Origin of the sequence: Paeniglutamicibacter sp., assembly GCF_046714615.1 — a bacterium.
In the GTDB taxonomy this organism is placed as follows: domain Bacteria; phylum Actinomycetota; class Actinomycetes; order Actinomycetales; family Micrococcaceae; genus Paeniglutamicibacter.
Map to the genome: position 1 here is coordinate 12,619 of NZ_JBKKAP010000072.1, position 20,153 is coordinate 32,771.

The following is a 20,153-nucleotide window of genomic DNA, read 5'->3' on the forward strand; positions in this document are numbered from 1 at the left end:
GCGGTCGGCGGGGAAGGCGCGCGTTGTTGGAGTTCGCGCTGGAGTCCGAGGCGATCCTGCTCAAGGGTGAACCCCAGCTCCCGCTCTATGTGGGCCTGTTCCATGCCTCCTATCGTGTGGAATCCGCGCGAGGAGAAGGAATGGTGCTCTTCGGGCCGGGTGCTGAGGAAGGCCGCAAAACCGTCGTCACGGCCGAGGACGTCGCCGACCTGATGGCCGCCACTGCGCTGGTGCCGGTGACCGCCGAGGCGTTGCGCAGGGCCCTGGTCAGGAGCGTTGCATCTGCCCGGTACTGGCAGGAGCCCGACGGGCACGACGTGATCGCGGGATCGGCGCCGGTGCGCGCCCAGCTGGTGCGGGTCGCCAACCACGTTGCAGCTTCCGGGCATGTCGCCGGCTGGATGTCGCCGGTCGATCTTCCTCGGCAATGGCGCGTTGAATGGGAGCAAAACGATGCCCCGGGATTGTGGACGTTGAGCGGAGAACCGGCGGATGGGGTGCTGGCCACTTGGCGGAAGGCTGTGGAAGTTCAAGAGGCCCGGGCTGCGGTTGAGCGTCCCGCCGATCCGACGGCGGCCTGGGGTGGGGAGTGGTGGTCGATGCCTCCGGCCCGCCTGCTGCATTCCACCGGCGAGTTCGAGGACGGATCCCCGGTGGGGCTGTGGTGCGTCGAGGACGGCTTTGGGTGGGAGAAGGCCGAGACGCGAGCGGTGGCGGTGCCCGGATCGGCTCGCATCTTCGAAGTCACCGGTGCGTCTGACTGGGCGCAGTTGTGTCGCAGCTACCCGTTGGAGGTCACCGCGCAGAAACGCCACGACTGGTATCGCACCACGGGCAGGGTGGGGCGCTGGGTCATGCCCGATTTCTCGCAGATGGCCCGCGACCACGACGGTGTGCACCTGAGCACCGCCGCGTACCTCTCGACGGCGGGCGAGGCCATCGAGGTGGATAACGAAAGCGCCAGCGTGGTTGCCGGGTGGAACCCGGACGAGTCGTATTGGTTCACCGCCGAGGTTCGGCTTCACGGGGACCCGGCTGCGTGGGCGTGCACCGACGCGAACTCGGAAGATGCCGCTTGGTCGCGCCGCTGAAGAGACGCGAAGAGTGCACCGGCGCGTCAACGGCTGGCTGGCCTTCCACGGCAGCAGCCCTGCCAGCCGTTTGGCTTGGATCAGCAGGTGTCAGTTACCCATGAAGCGGCGATCCCAGCGACGTTTGCGCCCGAGCGCGCGGTTGACGCGCCACGGAGATTTGCGGGCCTTGCCCTGGCCGCGCCACTGGTGCGGCTTGCACAATGCGCAGCCCCGATTTCGGCGATGAGGCGAATGTGCCATCGGATATTCCTTCCCGAGTCTTGCCCCGCCCGGGTGGGCGGGGTTTCTTTCGGAAAGGCACTGGGACTGGCATATTTGGAGCGTACTTGAGACGGGCGGAAGTGTCGATCCGCCGCCCGGCCTCAGTATTGTGTGGCATGAACCAGCAGATGAAAAATCCCCGGATGGCGCTGTATTTGGTTGCGCCATCCGGGGAATCTCAGTACTGCGACGGACCGCTGGCCCCCTGTCGGGTTAGGCCTCCTGGGTTGCCAAGGCGCCGGCGGCGGCACGAACGGCCTCGCCCAGCGTCGTGGCGGGCCGGCCAATCAGGGTGGCCAGGGCGTTGCCCTCGACGAGCAGTTCACCGCGGGCGATGCCGCTGTCGCTGTCGGCCAGGATCTTCGCGAAGAACTCGGGCACTCCGGCGCCCACGAGCAGGTGCGCGAAGTCCGCCTCCGCCAGGTCCTGGTAGGTGACTTCCTGGCCCGTTGCGGTGCTGACCTCGCGGGCCAGGTCGACGAGGGTGAATGGCTCACCGCCCAGCTCGTGCACAGTGCCCTCCTGGTCATCGGCGAGCAGGACGGCCGCGGCGGCCTGGGCCAGGTCGGCCCGGGTTGCGCCGCTGAGCCTGCCCTCGCCCGCACTTCCGAAGACCGAGCCGTGCTGCAGGTAGCCCGTCAGCTGCTCTGTGTAGTTCTCCAGGTACCAGCCGTTGCGCAACAGTGCGAACGGAACACCGGAGTTGCGCAGGGCGCGTTCCGTGTCCTGGTGATCGGCGGCCAGGGCCATGGTGGTGGTGTCAGCGTTGGGGATGCTCGTGTAGGCCAGCAGCTTCACGTCGGCATCCTTGGCAGCCTCGATGACATCCAGGTGCTGGGCCACGCGCGGGCCCGGCTCGTTTCCGGAGACCAGCAGTGCCTTCTCCACGCCTGCGAATGCCTCGCGCAGCGATGCCGGGTCGGAGTAGTCAAGGCTGCGGACTTGGACGCCAAGCTGGGCAAGTTCGGCCAACTTGGCCGGGTTTCGGCCCCCTGCCACGATTTGTTCCGCGGGCACGTTGCGCTCGAGGAGTGCTTCAACAACAAGGCGGCCGAGCTGGCCGGTGGCGCCGGTGACGAGAATGGTCATGGGGTTTCCTTTCACGGAAGAAATGACTGTCTTTCATCACAACTGCGTGCCCTCGCCATTGCTTCCCAAAAGAGAGTACGCACTTTAAGGTAAGGTGCTTCCATGTCGGAAACCATCATCCTGAGATCATCGGCAATACCGGCACCCGCCACGGTTTTTCAGGCAGGATGCCCGAGTCGGACGATTCTTGACCACGTCACCAGCAAGTGGGGCGTGCTGATCCTCGTGGCGCTGGCCGTGGGGCCGCTGCGCTGGAGCGAATTGCGCCGCCGTGCCGAGGGCATCAGTGAGAAGATGCTGGCCCAGACCTTGAAGACCCTGGAAGGGGACGGGTTTGTCCACCGCGACGCACAGCCGGTGATCCCGCCGCGTGTCGACTACAGCCTCACCGGCCGCGGCGAGGAACTCGTGGCCTTGCTCGGACCCCTAGTCGACTGGATCGGCGAACACGCCGAGGACATCGTCAGCAGGTAGCCGTCGAAGGTTTCCCCGCCCCCGCGCCCCCGCGATCCCGCGGTCAACGGATTCGTGGGTTTTCCAGGTTTCGAAGCGGGCAATGAAATAGCACCGCCGGTGTCTTGGCTGTTTCACTCACGACGTGGTCTCCCGAAGCTCGGGGCGTACTACTTGGCGGCCGGTACGAGGGACTCGATGAGGCCTTCGATCCGGGTCTTGATTTCGTCGCGGATCGGGCGGACCGCGACGACGCCCTGGCCGGCCGGGTCCTCGAGGACCCAGTCCTCGTAGCGCTTGCCGGGGAAGTACGGGCACTCGTCGCCGCAACCCATGGTGATGACGACGTCGGATTCCTTGACGGCCTCGGTCGTGAGGACCTTGGGGATCTCGGCGGACATGTCGATGCCAAGCTCGGACATGGCCTCCACGGCGGCCGGGTTGATCGCGTTCGCGGGCTGCGAGCCCGCCGAGCGGACCTCGATGGCGCCCTTGGAAAGCGTGGTGAGGAACGCGGCGGCCATCTGGGAGCGGCCGGCGTTGTGCACGCAGACGAAGAGGACGGATGGCTTCTTGGTGGTTTCAGTGCTCACTGGGTTCTCCTGTGTTCGGTGGTGCTGGAGTCGGTTTGGATGGGGTTCGCGGATTCGGGGCTAGGCGGCGTGCAGCCGGCGTGCGAGATCGTTGATGCGGCGGGCAAGGTCGAGGTATGCGTCTTCGAAGGCGGCGCCGGTGTCCAGGCGCAGGGGATCCGGCACCGACCAATGGATGCCATCCAGCTCGGCAAGTTCCTCGTGTGCGTTGTCGCACACCGTCACGATGAAGTCTCCCTCGCGGGCCACGTGCTCCAGGCTTCGGGGCGCAAGACCCGTAAGTTCCAGGCCATGGCGAAGGGCAACGTCGGTGGCGCCTTGGGCGATGCGGTCCGCCGGATGCGTCCCGGCCGATGCCGCGGGGATCTCGCTGACTTGCTGCCACAGTGCTGTCGCGAGTTGCGAACGGGCGCTGTTCCGCGTGCAGACGAACAGGATGCGGCGGGCGGCGTGCTCGCGACCGGGCACCAGGTGGTCCAGTGCGCCGCTTGCCAGCCGGAAGTAGCTGCGGCGCTTGTCGGCCTCGGAGCGTTGGCGCATGACGAGGCCAGCCCTTTCCAGCGAGCGCAGGTGGTGGGAGAGCAGGTTCGAGGGCATCCCGAGCTCGGCCTGCAGCTCCTTGGGGGAGAGGTCGCCCAGCGTCAGCAGGTCCACGATGCGCAGTCTCGCAGGATCCGCGAGGGCGGCGTGCCTTGCGGCGCGCTCCCGGAGGGAATCCGTTAGCTCAATATTCATTGGTTCAACTTTGACTGAGGTAAATTCTTCTGTCAAGCTGGTGTCCATGAATTCACACCAGCCGCCATTGTGGCGCCGCGCCATCGCCGAAACGCTTGGAACCGGCTTGCTTGTGGCCATAGTCGTCGGGTCGGGAATTGCCGCGCAGCAGCTCTCCCCGAACGACATCGGCCTGCCGCTGCTCCAGAACAGCACCGCCACCGTGCTGGGCTTGACGGTTCTGATCCTCGTGTTCGGACCGGTCAGCGGTGCGCACTTCAACCCCGTGGTCTCCATCGTCGACTGGATCCTGGGCAGGCGCAGCGGCACCGGACTGAGCATGCCCGAGCTTGGAACCTACGTGGTTGCGCAAACGGTGGGCGGCATCGGCGGCAGCGTCTTGGCGAACGCCATGTTCGAGGTGGGCACCTCAATTTCCACCAAGGACCGAGCCACCCCGGGGCATCTGCTGGCCGAGGTCGTTGCCACCGCCGGGCTCGTCCTGCTGATCTTCGCCCTGGCCGCCACCAACAGGGGCGTGTTGGCCGCGCCTGCAGTTGGTGCCTACATCGGGGCGGCATACTGGTTCACCTCCTCGACGTCGTTCGCGAACCCGGCCGTTACGGTGGGACGTATCTTCAGCGACACGTTCGCCGGCATCGCCCCCGCATCGGCCCCCGGCTTCATCGTGGCGCAGCTGATTGGTGCGGCGGTGGGCCTGGGCCTGCTCCTCGTCCTGTTTCCGTTCGCGGGGCGCTCCGCGGACGACGTTGTACTCCCGCACGGTGCCGAGACCGCCAACCCGTAGCATTTGTCCGTCTCATTCAAGTCGGACCATGAAAAGCGCGGAAGCTAGCGGCATGGTCCGACTGAAGTGATAAGAGCTTGCTGCGGCTGTCTCACTACAGCTGGACCAAAACCTCGAATCCGGCCGCAAGGTGCAGCTAGTCCGAACAATTTCGCGTTCACGGCGTTGGGTCTCCCTTAAGGGGAACCTTGACCGGACACCAGAAACCGTTTTCAGTCGCCGGAGGACGCCGCATGAAACAAGTCAGAATAGCGATGCTCCATAGCTATGCTTAATTGCATAAGCATTGGTATGGTTGTGGCATGTCAACGTTTGGGCAGGACGAAGCCTGGCCACCGCTCGAATATGAGGAGCGGCCCTGGCACAACGCCCAAGACGTATATGGCTCACGCACACAGAAGCGCCAGACCGCCGGACCTTACCTGGCTGCGGTGCCCCGATTCATTTCCGGCCGGGCAATTCCCCTCGATGGCGAACTGCACGCACTGACCGAGGAAGCCGCCAGCGAGCTTGCCCGCTTCGATGCCGAGGTGGGACAGATTCCGGCGCCATTCGCATCCATTCTCCTGCGCACCGAAAGTGCCTCCAGTTCAGAGATTGAGAATCTCACCAGCGGCGCGCGACAGATCGCCTTGGCGGAGCTCGGTGGGCACGCCTCGAGGAATGCGCAGCTGATCGTGGGCAACGTCAGGGCCATGCAAGCCGCCATTGACCTGTCCGAATCCATTGATGGACATGCCATCCTGGAAATGCACCGTGCGCTGCTCGAGCGAAGCGACCCCGATATTGTCGGCCATTGGCGCGACCAGCAGGTGTGGATTGGCGGAGGGAGCATCGGGCCCCACACGGCACAGTTCGTCCCGCCCCACCACGAGCGTGTCACCGCGCTCATGGACGATCTCGTCGCCTTCGCCAATCGCGTCGACCTCCCTGTTCTTGCCCAGACGGCGATCACCCATGCCCAATTTGAGACAATCCACCCGTTCCCCGATGGCAACGGCAGGGTCGGTCGCGCACTCATCCAGGCGATGTTGCGCGGAGGGCAGCTGACGCGCAATGTCGCCGTTCCGGTCTCCGCGGGTTTGCTCCACGACACCGGCCGCTATTTCGATGCCCTCGGTGCATACCGCTCGGGGGACATCGCCCCGATAGTTCGCTCCATCGCCGAGGCATCCTTCGCGGCGGTGCACAACGGCCGCGTCCTCGTCGAGGATCTCGAAACGGTGCGGCTTGAGTGGCGTGAGCGCGTTAAGGCAAGACGAGACTCCGCTGCCCACCGGCTCGTGGATGTCCTCCTTCGCCAGCCAGTCATTGACAGCGCCGGCGCCGCCAGCCAGCTTGGTATCTCGGCAGTCAACGCCCAGGTCGCTATCAACCGCCTTGTCGATGCCGACGTCCTGATCCAAATCTCGGCCGGAAGGCGGAACCGCATTTGGCTCGCGAAGGATGTCGTACGAGTACTTGACGAGTTCGGCGCCCGGGCCAGGAGACGCCGATAGGGGAACCCTTACAAGTCATGATCCAACCCTCACGCGGTACGCTCACGCCATGTCCGAGATGGATCCTATGGTGGAATTGAATCCTGCGCTAGGCGAAGTGGTGGAACGCGCAATCCTATTCGTGAAGCTTGGATTCAAGTCGGAGAACCGCCACGGGCCGACGAACGATGGATCGTCCCACCAGGTGACTGAGCTCGATAGCGGCCTCAGCTGACAGGTACATTCAACATTGGATTCCTACGACAGTGAATTCCTGGGTCTGGCTTTCCGCCTGTACGGCACACCGGAATCCGGTCATGCATCCGCACTCCGGGGACCTGGGCGGCTCTTGTCAGACCCGCGGACGCCCGGACAAGAACCAAAAAGCGCCGGGCCCCCATCGATTCACCTGAATCGATCGGGGCCCGGCGCCTTGTATTTGGCCTGGTGCCTACTTGGCATCCTGTGCGGCGTATTCGGCCAGCACCTTCTTGCCGATCTTGAACGCGGTGTTTGCAGCCGGCACCGAGCAGTAGATGGCCGACTGCAGGAAGACTTCCTTGATCTCGGCCTCGGTCATGCCGTTGCGCAGGGCCGCATGCACGTGCATTTCCAGCTCTTCCCAGTAGCCGCCGGCAATAAGCGCGGTCAGGGTGATGGCGCTGCGCGTGGTGCGCGGCAGCCCGTCGCGGGTCCAGATGGTGCCCCAGGCGTAGCGGGTGATCATTTCCTGGAACTCGTCGGTGAAGTCTGTGGAGTTCTCGGTCGCACGCTGAACGTGCTCCGTGCCGAGGACCTGCTTGCGGACCTCGAGCCCGGCGTCGTAGGTGTCGCCGGGCAGGCGGGAGGCGTCGGTCATGCGATTTTCTCCTGGGAGATCGAGGCGAAGAATTCGTTCAGCAGCGCGGCGGTCGCTTCCGGGTCCTCGGCCGGGGCCAGGTGCGCGACGGTGTCGATGGTGGCAGCCTGTCCATTCTGCGCGTGCTCGGCAATGAACTGCGCGTCGGCGGGCGGGCAGACCGCGTCGTGGGCGCCGGCGATGGCCAGGATCGGGTCCTTCATCGAGGCCAGCGCCTCGCGCATATCGAAGTCGGCCAGGGCGCCGCAGGCGTGGGCGTAGGCGAAACGATCGGCGTCCTGCAGGTTGTGCAGCAGGTCGGTGGACACGACGGGGTTGGCGGCGATGAAGCCCGGGGCGAACCAGCGCTCGGCCGACCCGGTGACGACCACCGGGGTGCCGGCCTTGGCCACGAGCTCGGCGCGTTCCTTCCAGCCCTCCGGGGTGCCGATCTTTGCCGCGGAGCAGATGACCGAAAGCCCGGCGAAGGCGCCGGGGAAGTCGTTGGCCAGCTGCAGGGCGATGGCTCCGCCGATGGAAACGCCCGCGTAGAACAGCGGGGCCGCGGCGGTGACGACCTTGTCGGTCTCCAGCGCCTGGATCATCGCGATGACTCCGGCGGCCAGTTCGGCCATGGAGAATTCCTCGGTGGAGGCCGCCGATTCGCCGTGGCCGGGCAGGTCCCAGGCCACGAGCTGGAAGTTCTCCTTCAGGTACGGCACGGCGGGTCCCCAGAGGGCCAGCGAGCCGGTGCCCAGCGAGGGGCCCAGCACCAGGGTGGGGAGGTCGGCTGCCGAATGCAGCAGGGACGGGGTCAGGGTGGGAATGCTCATGCGTTCTTCCAATCTGTGAAGTCTTCGCGGATACGGGTGATGAAGTAGGTGGCCGAACCCAGGTAGCCGGCCGGGTCCAGCAGGTCATCGAGGAACAAATGGTTGTCCATGTCCGAGGGCAGCGCCCCCTGCAACAGGGTACGCAACGGGGTGCCGGTACGCAGGGATTCAAGGACCAGCTCCTGCACCGCAGCCTTGCCGCCTGCAACCAGGGGTGAGGCGACCGTGGAGATGCGTTCGGAGACCAACAGGTCCCCGGACAGTGCCATGTTCCGGGCCATTGCCTCGGGGTGCACGCCAAGGCCTGCGGCCAGGACGGCGGCGTGGGTGGCGGCCCCGCCGGCCAGGCGGATCAGCTCGCGCAGCGAAGCCCATTCGGCATGCCAGCCGCCGTCGGGGCGCTCGTCCACTGCCGTGCCTGCCGCGGTGTAAAGCGTGGCGAGGTGGGCGGGGGCGGAGAGCGCCGCGTTGCGCAGCAGCACCGAATGCACGGGGTTCTGCTTTTGTGGCATGGCCGAGGAGCCGCCCTTGCCTGCCTCGCGTGGCTCGGAGAGCTCGCCGATTTCCGGGCGCGACGCGGTGAGCACGTCGGCGCCGAAGGTGCCGGCTGCAGCGATGACGGAGCCCAGCGCGGAGCCCAGGGCCAGGAACGGTTGGCGCACGGTGTGCCAAGGGGCGACCGGGGCCACAAGCCCGAGCTCGGTGGCAAGCGCGGCGGAAAGCTCGTGGGCGCGTTCGGCCAGGGAATGCTCCGACTTGTAGGGCAACGCGGTGCCGAGACGCTGGTGCAGCGAGGCCAGGGTGCCCACCGCGCCTCCCCATTGCAGGGGCAGGGCAGCTGCGACGGAATCGAGCTGGCGCCCGGCGGCGGTGAGGGAGGCCAGCCAGTTGGCGGCGCGCAGGCCGAAGACCGTGGGCAGTGCGTGCTGGGTCAGCGAGCGCGCGACGCAGAGAGTGGAGGCGTGCGCGGCACTGAGCTCGGATAGGGCGTCGGCGGCGGTGAGCAGGTCGGTGCGGATCGCCTTGATGGACCGAGCGGCCATGAGCATCAGGGCGCTGTCGATGATGTCCTGGCTGGTGGCCCCGCGGTGCAGGGCGGTTGCGGCGGTGGCCGGGGCGCCGGATTCCGCAAGCTTTGTGCGCATCATGCCGAGCAGCGGGATCAGCGCGTTGGCGCCGTCAGGACCCTTGCCGGCCAGTACCCCAAGGTCATAGAGCTCGACCTTGGCAATCTCGGCCACGGCCCGAGCGTCGGCTGCGCTGCACAGCGAGGCGTCGGCCTGGACCTTGACCCAGGCGGCCTCCACATCGAGCATGCCCTGGGCGAAGGCGGCATCGGAGGCGGTTGCCGCCACGGGCGTCGCCGCCCATGCCGGGGTCAAGAGTCCGTAATCGGCCGGGTACATGGGCGGTGCTTCTCCTGTGGGTTTGTGATTGGGGAGGGGATTCCCGTGGGGGTGTGGAACCTCCAAGACCCCCGCAGCGCTGGAACCCGCCGTGTCCATCATCCCGGTTCGGGAGAAGATCGGCGAGTTCCATGGCGCCCGGGGGTCACATGGGGGTGGTGCGAAGTCGTTAGGCCTCGCGCGGGTAGGACAGGAAGACGGTTTCGCCCTCGCCCTGCAGCGACACGTCGAAGCGCAGCGATCCGTCGGCCTCGCGGGTGGCGATCAGCGTCTTGCGGCTGGCCTCGTCAAGGGAGGACAGCAGCGGGTCCGCGGCCAATGCCGCGGTGTCCTCGGGCAGGTAGATGCGCGTGAACAGGCGGTTGAGCAATCCGCGGGCAAAGACCGTCAGCATGATGAACGGTGCCTTGCCGGCCTCGGTGGCCCCGGGGTTCAGCGTGGTGAAGGTGTAGTGCCCCACGTTGTCCACCGCGGTGCGGCCCCAGCCGGTGAAGGTGTAGCCGTCGCGAACCAGCGAGCCGTCCTTGGCGACGACATTGCCGTCCTCGTCGGCCTGCCAGATTTCCAGCAGCGCGTCGGGGATGACGGTGCCGGCCCCGTCGGTGACGACTCCGTGCAGGCGGACCGAATTGGGATTGGCCTGGTTGACCAGCTCGTTGTCCTTGTTGAAGGGCAATGCGTAGCCGTAGAACGGGCCAATGGTCTGGCCGGGGGTGGGCGCGAGCTTGAGCGCCGGGGCCTGGGTGTTTGGTGTGGCAGTCATTAGTTCTCTCCCTCTTCGTCTTCCATCCAGGTCCGGTTGCTACCGGTGAGCACGATGTCCCAGTTGTAGCCGGTGGCCCATTCGTGGGAGGTGATCAAGTGGTCGTAGGTGGCTACCAGGCGGTCGCGGGCGTCGGCATCCGTGATGGCCTGGTAGATCGGGTCAAGGCTGAACAGCGGATCGCCCGGGAAGTACATCTGGGTGATCATGCGCTGGGTGAAGTCGGTGCCGAAGAGCGAGAAGTGGATGTGCGCCGGGCGCCAGGCATTGTGGTGGTTCTTCCACGGGTACGGCGCCGGCTTGATAGTGGTGAACTTGTATTCGCCGTTCGGGCCGGTGATCGCGCGGCCCACGCCGGTGAAGTTCGGGTCGATCGGGGCCGGGTGCTGGTCGCGCTTGTGGATGTAGCGTCCGGCGGCGTTGGCCTGCCAGATTTCCACGAGCTGGCCGGCGACCGGGCGCCCGTCGCCGTCGAGCACGCGGCCGGCGACCACGATGCGCTCACCGATCGGCTCGCCATTGTGCTGGATGGTCAGATCCGATTCCAGGGCGTGCACGTCGCGCTCGCCGAAGGCGGGGGAGTGCAGCTCGATGGTCTCGGGGTCCACGTGGTGCAGGTTCTTGGTGGGGTGGCGCAGCAACGAGGAGCGGTAGGGGGCGAAGTCGACGCGCGGCTGCGTCTCGGCCTTCTTCCCGTCAACGACCGACTGGCGGTAGGCCGCGTGGATGTCGGTGATTTCCTTGCTGATGGATTCCTGCGAGACGGCCGTGGCTGCGGGATCCAGGACGTGGGAATCGTTGAATGACTCGTTCGAGGTGGTTTGGGTGCTCACTGCGTGCTCCTTTCGATGGGGGTACGTGCGGGTGTGGTGGTGAGAGTGCGTGGGGAAGGTGAAGCCTAGGAGTGCGGCCAGCCGGTGTAGGACTCGGCCAGGTATTGCTGCCCGTAGCGGGAGGAGACGACGGTATCGAGCTCGCCCAGGGCGCGTTTGGTCATGAACGGGTCCGCGTTCACCGGGGTGTGCAGCATCGAGGTCATCCAGTAGGAGAAGTTCTGTGCCTTCCAGACGCGCTTTAGCGCCAGATCCGAGTAGCCGTGCAGCAGGCCCGAATCCTTGGTGGAGTAGAAGGAATCGATGGCCTCGAAGAGGACCTTCACGTCGGCGAAGGCGAGGTTCAGGCCCTTGGCGCCGGTGGGCGGAACGGTGTGCCCGGCATCCCCGATGAGGAACATCCGGCCATGGGAGAGCGGCTCGCGCACAAAGGAGCGGAACTTCAGCACGGTCTTGTCGAAGATGTTCCCGGTCTTCAGGGTGAATCCGTCGGGTCCGTCGACGCGGCGCTGCAGCTCGGTCCAGATCCGGTCATCGCTCCAGGAATCCACGTCCTCGTTCGGATCGCACTGGAAGTACATGCGCTGCACGGTCTCGGACCGCTGGGAGATCAGCGCGAAGCCGTGCGGGGAATTCGCGTAGATCAGTTCGGGGGAGGACTTTGGAGCCTCGGTGAGGATGCCGAACCAGGCGAAGGGGTACTCGATCTTGAAGTCGGCAGTGCCCGGGACCGCGCGGCGGCAGAAGCTGCGCGAGCCGTCGGCCCCGACCAGGATGTCGCAGTGCACCTCGTAGCCGGCACCGTCGGCGTCGGTGAAGTGGAACTTGGGAGTCTCGGTTTCCAGATCGAAAACCGCGGTGACCTCCGAGGAGTAGCGCACGTCCCCGGCATCGCGCTTGCGGGCGGCGGCCAGGTCGACGAAGACCTCGTTCTGGGCGTAGAGCGTGACGGTGGCGTCGACCAGGTCGGTGAAGTCCAACGGGTGGGATTCGCCGTTGAAGCGCAGGTCGATGCCCGCATGCTCGTCCCCCTGGGTCAGCACCCGTCCGTCGACGCCGGTGTCCGTGAGCATCTTGACCGAGCCCGCCTCGAGGATGCCGGCCCGGTGGGTGTTGCGGATGCTCTCGTGGTCGCGGGACTCGACGACGATGTTCTCGATGCCGGTCTTGGCCAAGAGGTGCGAGAGCATCAGGCCGGCGGGGCCGCCGCCGACGATGCCGACCCGGGTCTTGAGAATGGTGCGCTCTGTTGCCATATGGAGATCGCGGTCCTTCGGTGCGGGGGGATCCGCGAGCGGCAGCGGCACGTCGTTGTGTCGTGTGCGGCCGTCGGGAACCCGGAGTGTGAGGTATCTGCATCCAGTCTGTGGGGGAGCCCACCAGACTGCCACGTCGCGTCCCATTGAATAAGAATTCTCTGCCGGCTGTGTCATACCCGCCGAGGGCGGCGGAAGTCGGGTTCAGGCCGCGTAGATGGTGACCGCGGTGGCCTTGAGCACGAAGTAGGCGCGGGTGCCGGGCACCAGCCCGAGATCGGCCAAAGCGCCCGGGGTGATGTCTGCGGCCAGCTCCCCGGCTCGCACCCTGATGGCGTCGCCATGTGGCTCGAGGTCGGTAATGGTTGCCTCGAGCATGTTGCGGGGGCTTCCGTGCGGCGGATCCAGGTACACCGAGACCGCCGACGGGGGAAAGGCCGCCGCGGCCAAATCCCCGGGGAGAAGTTCGGTTTCGCGGGTGCCGGAGAGCAGGCCGTAGGCGGTGTCGATTCCCTCGCCGTGGGCGGTGCCGGTGATCAGGTTCAGCCCGGCGAGTCCCGCGGCGAACCTGCTGCGGGGCCGGTCTAGCACGTCCCGGGTTCGACCGGCCTCGGTGATGCGGCCGTCCTCCAGGATGATGACTTTCTCGGCGAGCATCAGGGCGTCGAGGATGTCGTGGGTGATGATGATGGCGTTTCGGTCGTGGAGCACGCGCTTGAGCAGCCTGCGCATCAAGGGGGCGGCGTGGATGTCCAGGGCAGCCATGGGCTCATCAAGCAGCAACACGTCCGGCCCCGCGGCCAGGGCGCGGGCGACTGCCACCCGCTGGGCCTGCCCACCGGAAAGCTCACCGGGACGGCGGGCCGCCAGGGAGTCGGTGTCCGTGGCGGTGAGCCACTTGCGCGCGGTGGTCCTGGATTCGGCCACGGGCCTGCCCTTGCTGCGTGGCCCGAAGGCGACGTTCTCCAGCACGCTCAGGTGCGGGAACAACAGGGGTTCCTGCGCCAGCAGGGCGGTGCCCCGTTCATGCGGCGCCACCCAACGGGGACGTGCGGTGGAGAGGTCAAAGAGCGTGCGCTCGCCGATGGAGGCCTTTCCGGAATCCGGGCGCAGCAACCCGGCAATGATGGACAGCAGTGTTGACTTGCCCGCCCCGTTGGGTCCCAGCACCGCCAGGGTATCGCCCGGGGCAAGGTCCAGTGAGACGTCGAAATTCCTTGCCGTGAGCGTGGCCTCGAAGTGGAATGTCACCGGGTCGCCTCCGCTGTTGCGTTCTTCTTGCGGGGGCTGCCGTAGGACAGTGCCACGACGATGACGGCCACGGCAACCAGCACCAGGGACAGCGCCACCGCCGCATCGGCGTCGGTCTCGCGCTGCAGGTAGATTTCCAGCGGCAGGGTCCGGGTGACGCCTTGCAGGGAACCGGCGAAGGTCAGCGTGGCCCCGAATTCCCCGAGGCTGCGGGCAAAGGAGAGCACCGCACCCGAGACCAGGCCCGGAAGAACCAGGGGAAGGCTCACTCGGCGCAGCACCGTGGTGGGGCGGGCACCCAGCGTTGCGGCAACGGCCTCATACTTTCCGCCGGCGGTGCGCAGGGCGCCTTCGAGGCTGACGACCAGGAAGGGCAGGGCGACAAAGGTCTGGGCGAGGATGACGGCGGTGGTGGAGAATGCAATCTGGATTCCCGCGATCTCAAGGCTGCGGCCCAGCAGGCCCTGGCGCCCGAAGGTGTAAAGCAGAGCGATGCCGCCGACCACGGGCGGCAAGACCAGGGGCAGGAGCACGAAGGCCCGCAGCACGCGCTGGCCCGGGAAGTTTCCGCGGGCCAGCACCAGAGCCAGCGGAACGCCCAGAACGATGCACAGCGCGGTGCTGGCCGCCGAGGTGCGCAGGCTCAGGGCCAGTGCCGTCAGCGAGGATTCGGATGTGACCAAGGGGATGAACTGGGACCACTTGACCTTGGCCACCATGGCGAGAAGGGGGAGCAGGACGAACAGGGCGCCCACGCACGCGAGGGCATAGATCCATAGGGGAACTGCGGTGTACCCGGCCCCGCTGCGTCTGAACATCGGGCTCCTACGGAGTTCCGAAGCCGGAATCGGACAGGATCTTCCTGCCCTCGCTTCCGGTGACGGCGGAGATGAACGCATTGGCCAAGGCCTTGTTCTTGCTGTTGCCGATGGTTGCGATCGGGTAGGTGTTCACCGCGGCGCCCGATTCGGGAAAGGGGATGCCCTTGACCTTGGTGCCGGCGGCCAGGACGTCGGTGACGTACACCAGCCCGGCATCCGCCTCGCCGCTGGTCACCTTGCCCAGCACATCGGTGACAGAGGATTCCTCGCTGACGGGCGTAAGCGGCGTCTTTGCGGATTCCTCGATGGTCTTGGTCGCCGCGCCGCACGGCACCTGCGGGGCGCAGATGACGACCTTGACCCCCGGTTTGGCCATGTCCGCAAGGGAAGAAATCGATGCGGGGTTGGACGGGGGAACAACGATTTCCAGGGTGTTGGTCGCGAAGTCGGTGGGAGTGCCAGCAACGAGGCCTTCGCTGGACAGCATGGCCATGTTCCTCGCGTCGGCCGAGGCGAACACGTCCGCCGGCGCGCCGGCGGTGATTTGGGTGCCCAGGTCCGAGGATCCGGCGAAGCTCAGGACGATCGTGGTGCCCGGGTGTTGGGCCTCGAAGTCGCCGGCCAACTGCGTGAACGTGGTCTTCAGCGAGGCCGCGGCAAAAACGGTGATCTCGCCGGAAAGCCCACCTGATGAGTCGGAAGCGCCAGCATTGTCGGCCCCGTCCGAGGCGCAGCCGACAAGCGCGGCAACCAGGGCCGCCGCTGCCAGAAGTGAGGTGGCGCTCTTGTGCACGACGCTCATATCGCGCTCTTGCCTTGCGGGGATTCGATGATGACGGTCGTTGCCTTGACCACTGCCGTGGCGATGGAACCCAGCTTGAGATCCAGCTCCCGGGCGGCCTCGCTGCTCATCAGGGACACGACACGGAACGGCCCGCATTGCAGTTCGACCTGCGCCATGACGGTGTCCATCGTGATGCCGGTGACCAACCCGACGAACCTGTTGCGCGCGGAGGAACCGATCCTGGAAGCGTCGTCCGGCAGCTGCGCCTGGTTGCGAGCGAGCTGGGCCAGCTCCAGGCCATCGACTGCCAACCGCCCGGAGCCGTCCTTGAGCGGGGTGAGGTTTCCATTCTCGGTCCAGCGCCGGATGGTGTCGTCACTGACCCCGAGAAAACGCGCGGCTTCCGAGACTCGAATCTTCGTCATAGTCACATACTGCCCCATATGCGGATCATTTGGATGATAAGAGTCGCAAATCGGGAAGTTTGTCGTTGGTGATGTGTTGACTCGAGGATCTGATCTGATCTGATCCGGCCCGGCGCCGGTGGCCGAGGTGGCAGTCCCGGCTCCCGGTTAGCCGTGGAATGCGATGCGCGACAACAGGCCCCGCAGTGTTTCTTGTTCGGCCTTGCTCAGCTGCTCCATGGCCATGGCCTCGCCCTCGGCGGTGGCAAGGCGTGCCTTCTTGTAGAGCTGCAGTCCTGTCTTGGTGCCGGCAATGACCTTTGAGCGGCGGTCCTGGGGATCTGCCCTGCGCTCGACCAGCCCGCGGTTCTCCAGCTGGTCGACCAGGGGCACGATCTGGCTCGGGTCCAAGGAGAGGAACTCGGCCAGCTCTCGCTGGGTGGGTGCCAGGCCGCTGCAGGCCAGGGACAGGACGGAGTAGGAGCGGACCTTGAGCTCCAGCGGCTCCAGAAGTTTGTTGGCTCGCGCCGAGCCGAGTGAACGGGTTCGTGCCGCGAGGAACTCGATTTCCCCCGCTAGTTCACTGTCCAGGAACCGTTCGATGGTGTTCATGGTGCTTCCCGTCTTGGGCGCCATGGGGCCGCCTCTCTAGATCGATAAACAACTTAATCGTTGACTTTTTCAAGAGTTTAAGTTGTCATGTATATAACAAGGTTCCCACGACTCGTACGGCGGGGCAATATTCACTCTGAAGGAGTAAGCATGTCACTGGCTGGAAAAGTAGCGATCGTCACCGGGAGCGGACGCGGCCTCGGACTGAGCTACGCACAGGAATTGGCCCGCCAGGGTGCCGCCGTCGTCATCAACGACGTCGATGCCGACGTGGCCACCGAGGCCGTCGCCTCGATCACCGCGGCCGGCGGCAAGGCCGTGTCAGTGGTGGCACCGGTTGGTTCCACCGAAACCGCCAAGGCACTGGTTGCCTCGGCCGTGGAGAACTTTGGCCGCTTGGACATCCTGGTCACCAACGCCGGGGTGCTGCGCGACAAGTCGATCCTGAAGATGACCGATGAGGACTTTGATACGGTCATCAACGTGCACCTGCGTGGCACCTTCACCTGCGTCCGCGAAGCGTACGGCTACTTCAAGGAAAACAACATCGCCGGTCGCATCATCACCATCGGTTCCCCCACTGGCCAGCGCGGCAATTTCGGCCAGACCAACTACGCCGCGGCCAAGGCCGGCATCGTGGGCATGGTGCGCACCTGGGCCCTGGAAATGAAGCGCGCGGGGGTCACCGTCAATGCCGTGATCCCGGTGGCCGCCACCGCCATGACCAAGACCGTCCCCTTCTTCGCCAAGGCCGTCGAGGCCGACGAGCGCGGCGAGGCCATGCCCGACTTCTTCCGCAAGGAACTGGGCTTCGGCACCGCCGGCGACGTCGCCGGACTCATCGCCTTCCTCGCCTCCGAAGAAGCCGGCAAGATTTCGGGCCAGGCCATCGGCGCCGGCGGGGACCGCCTCCAGCTGTGGAGCCACCCCGAAGCCATCGCCTCGGAGTTCAACGACGGCGGATGGGATTACGCAACGTTGCAGGAACGCTTCCCGTTTGCCGCAAGGCAGCAGTCGGTGGGCGAGAAGTTCCCGGAGCTGCCCGCCGAACTGCAGCCCGAACCGGCAGCCAAGTAGCAAGGGACGCCGGGTCAAAAATGAGCGTTCGCTACGAATCCAACATCGATCTTGACGCAATCACCGCGATCGACATGCACGTGCACCTCGAGGTCGACGAGTGCGGGCACAAGGCCATGCCCGAGGACCTTTTCGAGGCCTCGGCCGCGTACTTCAAGTCCGAGGAGCGCACGCCCTCGGTGGACCGCATTGCGGAGGTCTACCGCGAGGCGAAGATGGCGGCGGTGCTGTTCACCGTCGATGCGCGCACGGCACTGGGCCACGAGCCGAACTCCATCGATGACCTGGTGGCAGGGGCTGCGCGCAACAACGACGTGCTGATCCCGTTCGGTTCGGTCGATCCGCGCACGGGTCCGGCGGCGATCATCGAGGCGCGCCGCCAGGCCGAGGCTCTTGGGGTCCGTGGCTTCAAGTTCCACCCGTCGCTGCAGGGCTTTGATCCTTCCAGCGAAGAGTTCTACCCGCTCTGGTCGGCGCTGGAGGAGATCGGCCTGCCGTGCATTTTCCACACGGGCCAGAACGGGATGGGTGCCGGGCTCCCCGGCGGGCGCGGGATCAAGCTGCGCTACTCCAACCCGTTGCTGCTCGACGACGTGGCAGCGGACTTCCCGGGGCTGACCATCATCATGGCCCACCCCTCGGTGCCGTGGCAGGATGAGGCCAATTCGATCGCCACGCACAAGGCCAACGTCTTCATCGACCTCTCGGGCTGGAGCCCGAAGTATTTCCCGGTGTCATTGGTGAAGATGGGCAATAACGTGCTCTCGAAAAAGCTGCTCTTCGGGACCGACTACCCGCTGATCACCCCGGCAAAGTGGCTCGGCGCCTTTGCCGAGCTGCCGCTCAAGGACGAGGTGCGCCCGCTGATCCTCAAGGACAACGCCGTGCGGGTCCTGGGTTTGGGAAAGCAGTGACCGATTTCTACCCCAGCGACCAGTACGGCTTTGCCCGGCTGCTCACCGACGCCGAACGTACGGCCCTGCTGCGCCTGCGCGCCGTGCTGGACGAACACGTGCGCCCGGTTCTCACCGACCACTGGGACCGCGGGGAATTCCCGGAATCGATCATCGATCCGCTGGTGCGCCTGGACATGATGCGCCCGGCCGAGGTGCTGGCCGCCGGCGAAAAGGTCCGCGGCCTCTTCGGCGGTTTCCGGAACTTCGAACTGGCCCGCGTGGATGCCTCGGTGGTCACCTTCTACAACGCCCAATCCGGGCTGTTTAGGACCACGGTGAATCTGGGTGGCAGTGCCGAACAGGTCGCCGAGCTGGATCCGCTCATCGCCTCCTATGAGTACAAGGGTGTCTTTGCGCTCACCGAGCCGGAGCACGGATCGGATATCGCCGGGGGACTGGAAACCGAAGCGCGGTTCGAGGCGGGCGACGACGGAGGGCATTGGGTCATCAACGGCGCCAAGCGCTGGATCGGCGGTGCGGCCCAGGCCGATGTGCTGGCGGTCTTCGCCCGCGACGCCGCCGATTCCAAGGTCAAGTGTTTCCTGGTGCCCACGAACGCGCCGGGCGTGACGCTGAGCAAGATCGAGCGCAAGACGTCCTTGCGGATCATGCAGAATGCCGACATCGAACTGATCGACGTCAAGGTCCCTGCCTCGGCACGGCTGGCGAACATCAACTCGTTTGCCGACGTCGCCGCCTGCCTGCGCAACATGCGCTCGGACGTCGCCTGGATAGCCGCCGGTGCGGCGGCCGGTGCCTACGAGGCGGCACTGAAGTATGTGTCCGAGCGCCACCAGTTCGGCAAGCCGCTGGCCTCGTTCCAGCTGATCCAAGCAAAACTGGCGACGATGCTCACCAACGTGACCGCTTCACTGTCCATGGTGGTCTGCCTGACCCAGGCACAGGACGAGGGAATCTACAAAGATGAGAACTCGGCCATGGCGAAGATGTTCACCGCGCGCATGCTGCGCGAAACCGCAGCGCTCGCCCGCGAGATCTGCGGAGGCAACGGCATCGTGCTTGATTACGACGTTGCCCGCTTCCACGCCGACGCCGAAGCCATCTATTCATACGAGGGCACCGACGAGATCAATGCGTTGATCCTCGGCCGGGCCATCACCGGCATCGGGGCCTTCCGCTAGAAGCCCCGGGCACCACCTGTCAGTTTTCAAACATCTCAAGACCAACCACCTCATAAGGAGTACCCATCATGGGCCAAACAGTTCTTTCCTACGAGCAGCTTGCAACCGCCGCCGGCACCGACCTCGGGTACAGCGAATTCCGCACCGTCACCCAGGACCAGGTCAACACGTTCGCCGACGCGACCGATGACCACCAGTGGATCCACACCGATCCGCAAAAGGCCAAGGACGGGCCATTCGGCGGCCCGATTGCCCACGGCTACCTTTCGCTTAGCCTGCAGATTGCCTTCTGGTCCGAGCTCTTCGACGTCACCGGTGTCGGTACCCGCGTCAACTACGGACTGGACAAGGTCCGTTTCCCCTCGCCGGTGCCGGTGGGTGCACAGATTCGCATGAAGGCGCAGATCGCCGAGGTTGAAGAGGTCAAGGGCGGCTACCAGATCGCCGTTGACCAGGTCGTCGAGGTCGAGGGCGCCCCGAAGCCCGCGGTCGTCTCGCGCGGCATCTACCGCTTCTACGCCTAAAGACTTTCCGATCCAACGCCAAGGCCTGGGATCAGAAAGCGTAATGCCGTGGGCTGGCGCGGTCTTGGCCGCACCGGCCCACGGCATTACATATAGTGCATCTATATGGGCACATCATGAACTTGAACGAACCTGGACTGTACCATCGGGAAGCGGTGGATGG

The 20,153-nt window shown here is 65.7% G+C and carries 22 protein-coding genes; 8 read left to right on the top strand and 14 right to left on the bottom strand.

Going from position 1 to position 20,153, the window contains the following annotated elements; all coding sequences use genetic code 11:
• The first annotated feature begins 26 nt into the window (after positions 1–26).
• On the top strand, positions 27–1,091 hold the full coding sequence (locus ACLQ7E_RS07760; RefSeq protein WP_411732000.1) for a hypothetical protein: 1,065 nt from the start codon (positions 27–29) through the stop codon (positions 1,089–1,091).
• Positions 1,092–1,568: 477 nt separating this feature from the next.
• Here ACLQ7E_RS07760 and ACLQ7E_RS07765 read toward each other — a convergent pair whose 3' ends face one another.
• Entirely contained in the window at positions 1,569–2,444 is an 876-nt protein-coding gene (locus ACLQ7E_RS07765; protein ID WP_411732001.1) for an SDR family oxidoreductase, read from the bottom strand.
• Positions 2,445–2,546: 102 nt separating this feature from the next.
• Between ACLQ7E_RS07765 and ACLQ7E_RS07770 the strand changes: the two genes are divergently transcribed.
• Positions 2,547–2,918 (top strand): winged helix-turn-helix transcriptional regulator, encoded by a 372-nt coding sequence (locus ACLQ7E_RS07770; RefSeq protein ID WP_411732002.1) that lies wholly within the window; start codon positions 2,547–2,549, stop codon positions 2,916–2,918.
• A 149-nt stretch (positions 2,919–3,067) separates the two neighbouring features.
• Here the strand turns inward: ACLQ7E_RS07770 and ACLQ7E_RS07775 are convergent, their stop codons facing one another.
• Positions 3,068–3,490 (bottom strand): arsenate reductase ArsC, encoded by a 423-nt coding sequence (locus ACLQ7E_RS07775; protein WP_411732003.1) that lies wholly within the window; start codon positions 3,488–3,490, stop codon positions 3,068–3,070.
• Positions 3,491–3,550: 60 nt separating this feature from the next.
• A complete protein-coding gene (locus ACLQ7E_RS07780) occupies positions 3,551–4,225 on the bottom strand; it encodes a metalloregulator ArsR/SmtB family transcription factor (RefSeq protein WP_411732004.1) in 675 nt (224 codons plus the stop codon).
• Between the two features lie 46 nt (positions 4,226–4,271).
• Between ACLQ7E_RS07780 and ACLQ7E_RS07785 the strand changes: the two genes are divergently transcribed.
• Together ACLQ7E_RS07785 and ACLQ7E_RS07790 are read left to right on the top strand one after the other, a co-directional pair.
• Positions 4,272–5,012, top strand: a complete 741-nt coding sequence (locus ACLQ7E_RS07785; RefSeq protein WP_411732005.1) for an aquaporin — start codon at positions 4,272–4,274, stop codon at positions 5,010–5,012.
• 302 nt (positions 5,013–5,314) lie between these two features.
• Positions 5,315–6,511, top strand: a complete 1,197-nt coding sequence (locus tag ACLQ7E_RS07790) for a Fic family protein (protein ID WP_411732006.1) — start codon at positions 5,315–5,317, stop codon at positions 6,509–6,511.
• Between the two features lie 430 nt (positions 6,512–6,941).
• Here ACLQ7E_RS07790 and pcaC read toward each other — a convergent pair whose 3' ends face one another.
• The 11 genes from pcaC to ACLQ7E_RS07845 all read right to left on the bottom strand — a co-directional run bounded on the left by pcaC (position 6,942) and on the right by ACLQ7E_RS07845 (position 16,291).
• Entirely contained in the window at positions 6,942–7,349 is a 408-nt protein-coding gene (gene pcaC / locus ACLQ7E_RS07795) for a 4-carboxymuconolactone decarboxylase (RefSeq protein ID WP_411732007.1), read from the bottom strand.
• A complete protein-coding gene (locus ACLQ7E_RS07800) occupies positions 7,346–8,161 on the bottom strand; it encodes an alpha/beta fold hydrolase (RefSeq protein WP_411732008.1) in 816 nt (271 codons plus the stop codon). The genes pcaC and ACLQ7E_RS07800 overlap by 4 nt, the downstream gene beginning before the upstream one ends.
• A complete protein-coding gene (locus ACLQ7E_RS07805; RefSeq protein ID WP_411732009.1) occupies positions 8,158–9,567 on the bottom strand; it encodes a lyase family protein in 1,410 nt (469 codons plus the stop codon). The genes ACLQ7E_RS07800 and ACLQ7E_RS07805 overlap by 4 nt, the downstream gene beginning before the upstream one ends.
• Positions 9,568–9,736: 169 nt before the next feature.
• Positions 9,737–10,330, bottom strand: a complete 594-nt coding sequence (gene pcaG, locus ACLQ7E_RS07810) for a protocatechuate 3,4-dioxygenase subunit alpha (protein WP_411732010.1) — start codon at positions 10,328–10,330, stop codon at positions 9,737–9,739.
• Positions 10,330–11,163: a protocatechuate 3,4-dioxygenase subunit beta gene (gene pcaH / locus ACLQ7E_RS07815; RefSeq protein WP_411732011.1), complete on the bottom strand. Its 834-nt coding sequence runs from the start codon at positions 11,161–11,163 to the stop codon at positions 10,330–10,332. Before pcaH ends, pcaG begins: the two co-directional genes overlap by 1 nt.
• Before the next feature lie 65 nt (positions 11,164–11,228).
• The gene (locus ACLQ7E_RS07820; protein ID WP_411732012.1) at positions 11,229–12,419 is read right to left on the bottom strand and encodes a 4-hydroxybenzoate 3-monooxygenase; all 1,191 of its coding nucleotides are present in this window, start codon (positions 12,417–12,419) and stop codon (positions 11,229–11,231) included.
• A gap of 204 nt (positions 12,420–12,623) precedes the next feature.
• The gene (locus ACLQ7E_RS07825) at positions 12,624–13,670 is read right to left on the bottom strand and encodes a sulfate/molybdate ABC transporter ATP-binding protein (protein ID WP_411732013.1); all 1,047 of its coding nucleotides are present in this window, start codon (positions 13,668–13,670) and stop codon (positions 12,624–12,626) included.
• On the bottom strand, positions 13,667–14,488 hold the full coding sequence (locus ACLQ7E_RS07830) for an ABC transporter permease (protein ID WP_411732014.1): 822 nt from the start codon (positions 14,486–14,488) through the stop codon (positions 13,667–13,669). The genes ACLQ7E_RS07825 and ACLQ7E_RS07830 overlap by 4 nt, the downstream gene beginning before the upstream one ends.
• A 7-nt stretch (positions 14,489–14,495) precedes the next feature.
• Positions 14,496–15,293, bottom strand: a complete 798-nt coding sequence (gene modA, locus ACLQ7E_RS07835) for a molybdate ABC transporter substrate-binding protein (RefSeq protein ID WP_411732016.1) — start codon at positions 15,291–15,293, stop codon at positions 14,496–14,498.
• Positions 15,290–15,700 carry a TOBE domain-containing protein gene (locus ACLQ7E_RS07840; RefSeq protein WP_411732017.1) on the bottom strand — a complete coding sequence of 137 codons (411 nt, stop codon included), beginning with the start codon at positions 15,698–15,700 and terminating at the stop codon, positions 15,290–15,292. The genes modA and ACLQ7E_RS07840 overlap by 4 nt, the downstream gene beginning before the upstream one ends.
• Before the next feature lie 147 nt (positions 15,701–15,847).
• Entirely contained in the window at positions 15,848–16,291 is a 444-nt protein-coding gene (locus ACLQ7E_RS07845) for a MarR family winged helix-turn-helix transcriptional regulator (protein WP_411732018.1), read from the bottom strand.
• Positions 16,292–16,441: 150 nt separating this feature from the next.
• On the opposite strand from ACLQ7E_RS07845, the gene ACLQ7E_RS07850 reads away from it, so the two are divergent.
• From ACLQ7E_RS07850 to ACLQ7E_RS07865, 4 genes are all read left to right on the top strand, one after another.
• Positions 16,442–17,368, top strand: a complete 927-nt coding sequence (locus ACLQ7E_RS07850; protein ID WP_411732019.1) for an SDR family NAD(P)-dependent oxidoreductase — start codon at positions 16,442–16,444, stop codon at positions 17,366–17,368.
• 20 nt (positions 17,369–17,388) lie between these two features.
• On the top strand, positions 17,389–18,282 hold the full coding sequence (locus ACLQ7E_RS07855) for an amidohydrolase family protein (protein WP_411732020.1): 894 nt from the start codon (positions 17,389–17,391) through the stop codon (positions 18,280–18,282).
• Positions 18,279–19,466: an acyl-CoA dehydrogenase family protein gene (locus ACLQ7E_RS07860; protein WP_411732021.1), complete on the top strand. Its 1,188-nt coding sequence runs from the start codon at positions 18,279–18,281 to the stop codon at positions 19,464–19,466. Before ACLQ7E_RS07855 ends, ACLQ7E_RS07860 begins: the two co-directional genes overlap by 4 nt.
• Before the next feature lie 68 nt (positions 19,467–19,534).
• Positions 19,535–19,990, top strand: a complete 456-nt coding sequence (locus ACLQ7E_RS07865; RefSeq protein ID WP_411732022.1) for a MaoC family dehydratase — start codon at positions 19,535–19,537, stop codon at positions 19,988–19,990.
• Positions 19,991–20,153: the final 163 nt, after the last annotated feature.

Bases quoted from the DNA above. Each gene is read 5' to 3' on its own strand.
- modA (WP_411732016.1), bottom strand. From the start codon at position 15,293: ATGAGCGTCGTGCACAAGAGCGCCACCTCACTTCTGGCAGCGGCGGCC.
- ACLQ7E_RS07840 (WP_411732017.1), bottom strand. From the start codon at position 15,700: ATGACGAAGATTCGAGTCTCGGAAGCCGCGCGTTTTCTCGGGGTCAGT.
- pcaC (WP_411732007.1), bottom strand. From the start codon at position 7,349: ATGACCGACGCCTCCCGCCTGCCCGGCGACACCTACGACGCCGGGCTC.
- ACLQ7E_RS07855 (WP_411732020.1), top strand. From the start codon at position 17,389: ATGAGCGTTCGCTACGAATCCAACATCGATCTTGACGCAATCACCGCG.
- ACLQ7E_RS07845 (WP_411732018.1), bottom strand. From the start codon at position 16,291: ATGAACACCATCGAACGGTTCCTGGACAGTGAACTAGCGGGGGAAATC.
- ACLQ7E_RS07805 (WP_411732009.1), bottom strand. From the start codon at position 9,567: ATGTACCCGGCCGATTACGGACTCTTGACCCCGGCATGGGCGGCGACG.
- ACLQ7E_RS07820 (WP_411732012.1), bottom strand. From the start codon at position 12,419: ATGGCAACAGAGCGCACCATTCTCAAGACCCGGGTCGGCATCGTCGGC.
- ACLQ7E_RS07785 (WP_411732005.1), top strand. From the start codon at position 4,272: ATGAATTCACACCAGCCGCCATTGTGGCGCCGCGCCATCGCCGAAACG.
- ACLQ7E_RS07780 (WP_411732004.1), bottom strand. From the start codon at position 4,225: ATGAATATTGAGCTAACGGATTCCCTCCGGGAGCGCGCCGCAAGGCAC.
- ACLQ7E_RS07830 (WP_411732014.1), bottom strand. From the start codon at position 14,488: ATGTTCAGACGCAGCGGGGCCGGGTACACCGCAGTTCCCCTATGGATC.
- ACLQ7E_RS07850 (WP_411732019.1), top strand. From the start codon at position 16,442: ATGTCACTGGCTGGAAAAGTAGCGATCGTCACCGGGAGCGGACGCGGC.
- ACLQ7E_RS07800 (WP_411732008.1), bottom strand. From the start codon at position 8,161: ATGAGCATTCCCACCCTGACCCCGTCCCTGCTGCATTCGGCAGCCGAC.
- ACLQ7E_RS07790 (WP_411732006.1), top strand. From the start codon at position 5,315: ATGTCAACGTTTGGGCAGGACGAAGCCTGGCCACCGCTCGAATATGAG.
- ACLQ7E_RS07770 (WP_411732002.1), top strand. From the start codon at position 2,547: ATGTCGGAAACCATCATCCTGAGATCATCGGCAATACCGGCACCCGCC.
- ACLQ7E_RS07865 (WP_411732022.1), top strand. From the start codon at position 19,535: ATGGGCCAAACAGTTCTTTCCTACGAGCAGCTTGCAACCGCCGCCGGC.
- pcaG (WP_411732010.1), bottom strand. From the start codon at position 10,330: ATGACTGCCACACCAAACACCCAGGCCCCGGCGCTCAAGCTCGCGCCC.
- ACLQ7E_RS07765 (WP_411732001.1), bottom strand. From the start codon at position 2,444: ATGACCATTCTCGTCACCGGCGCCACCGGCCAGCTCGGCCGCCTTGTT.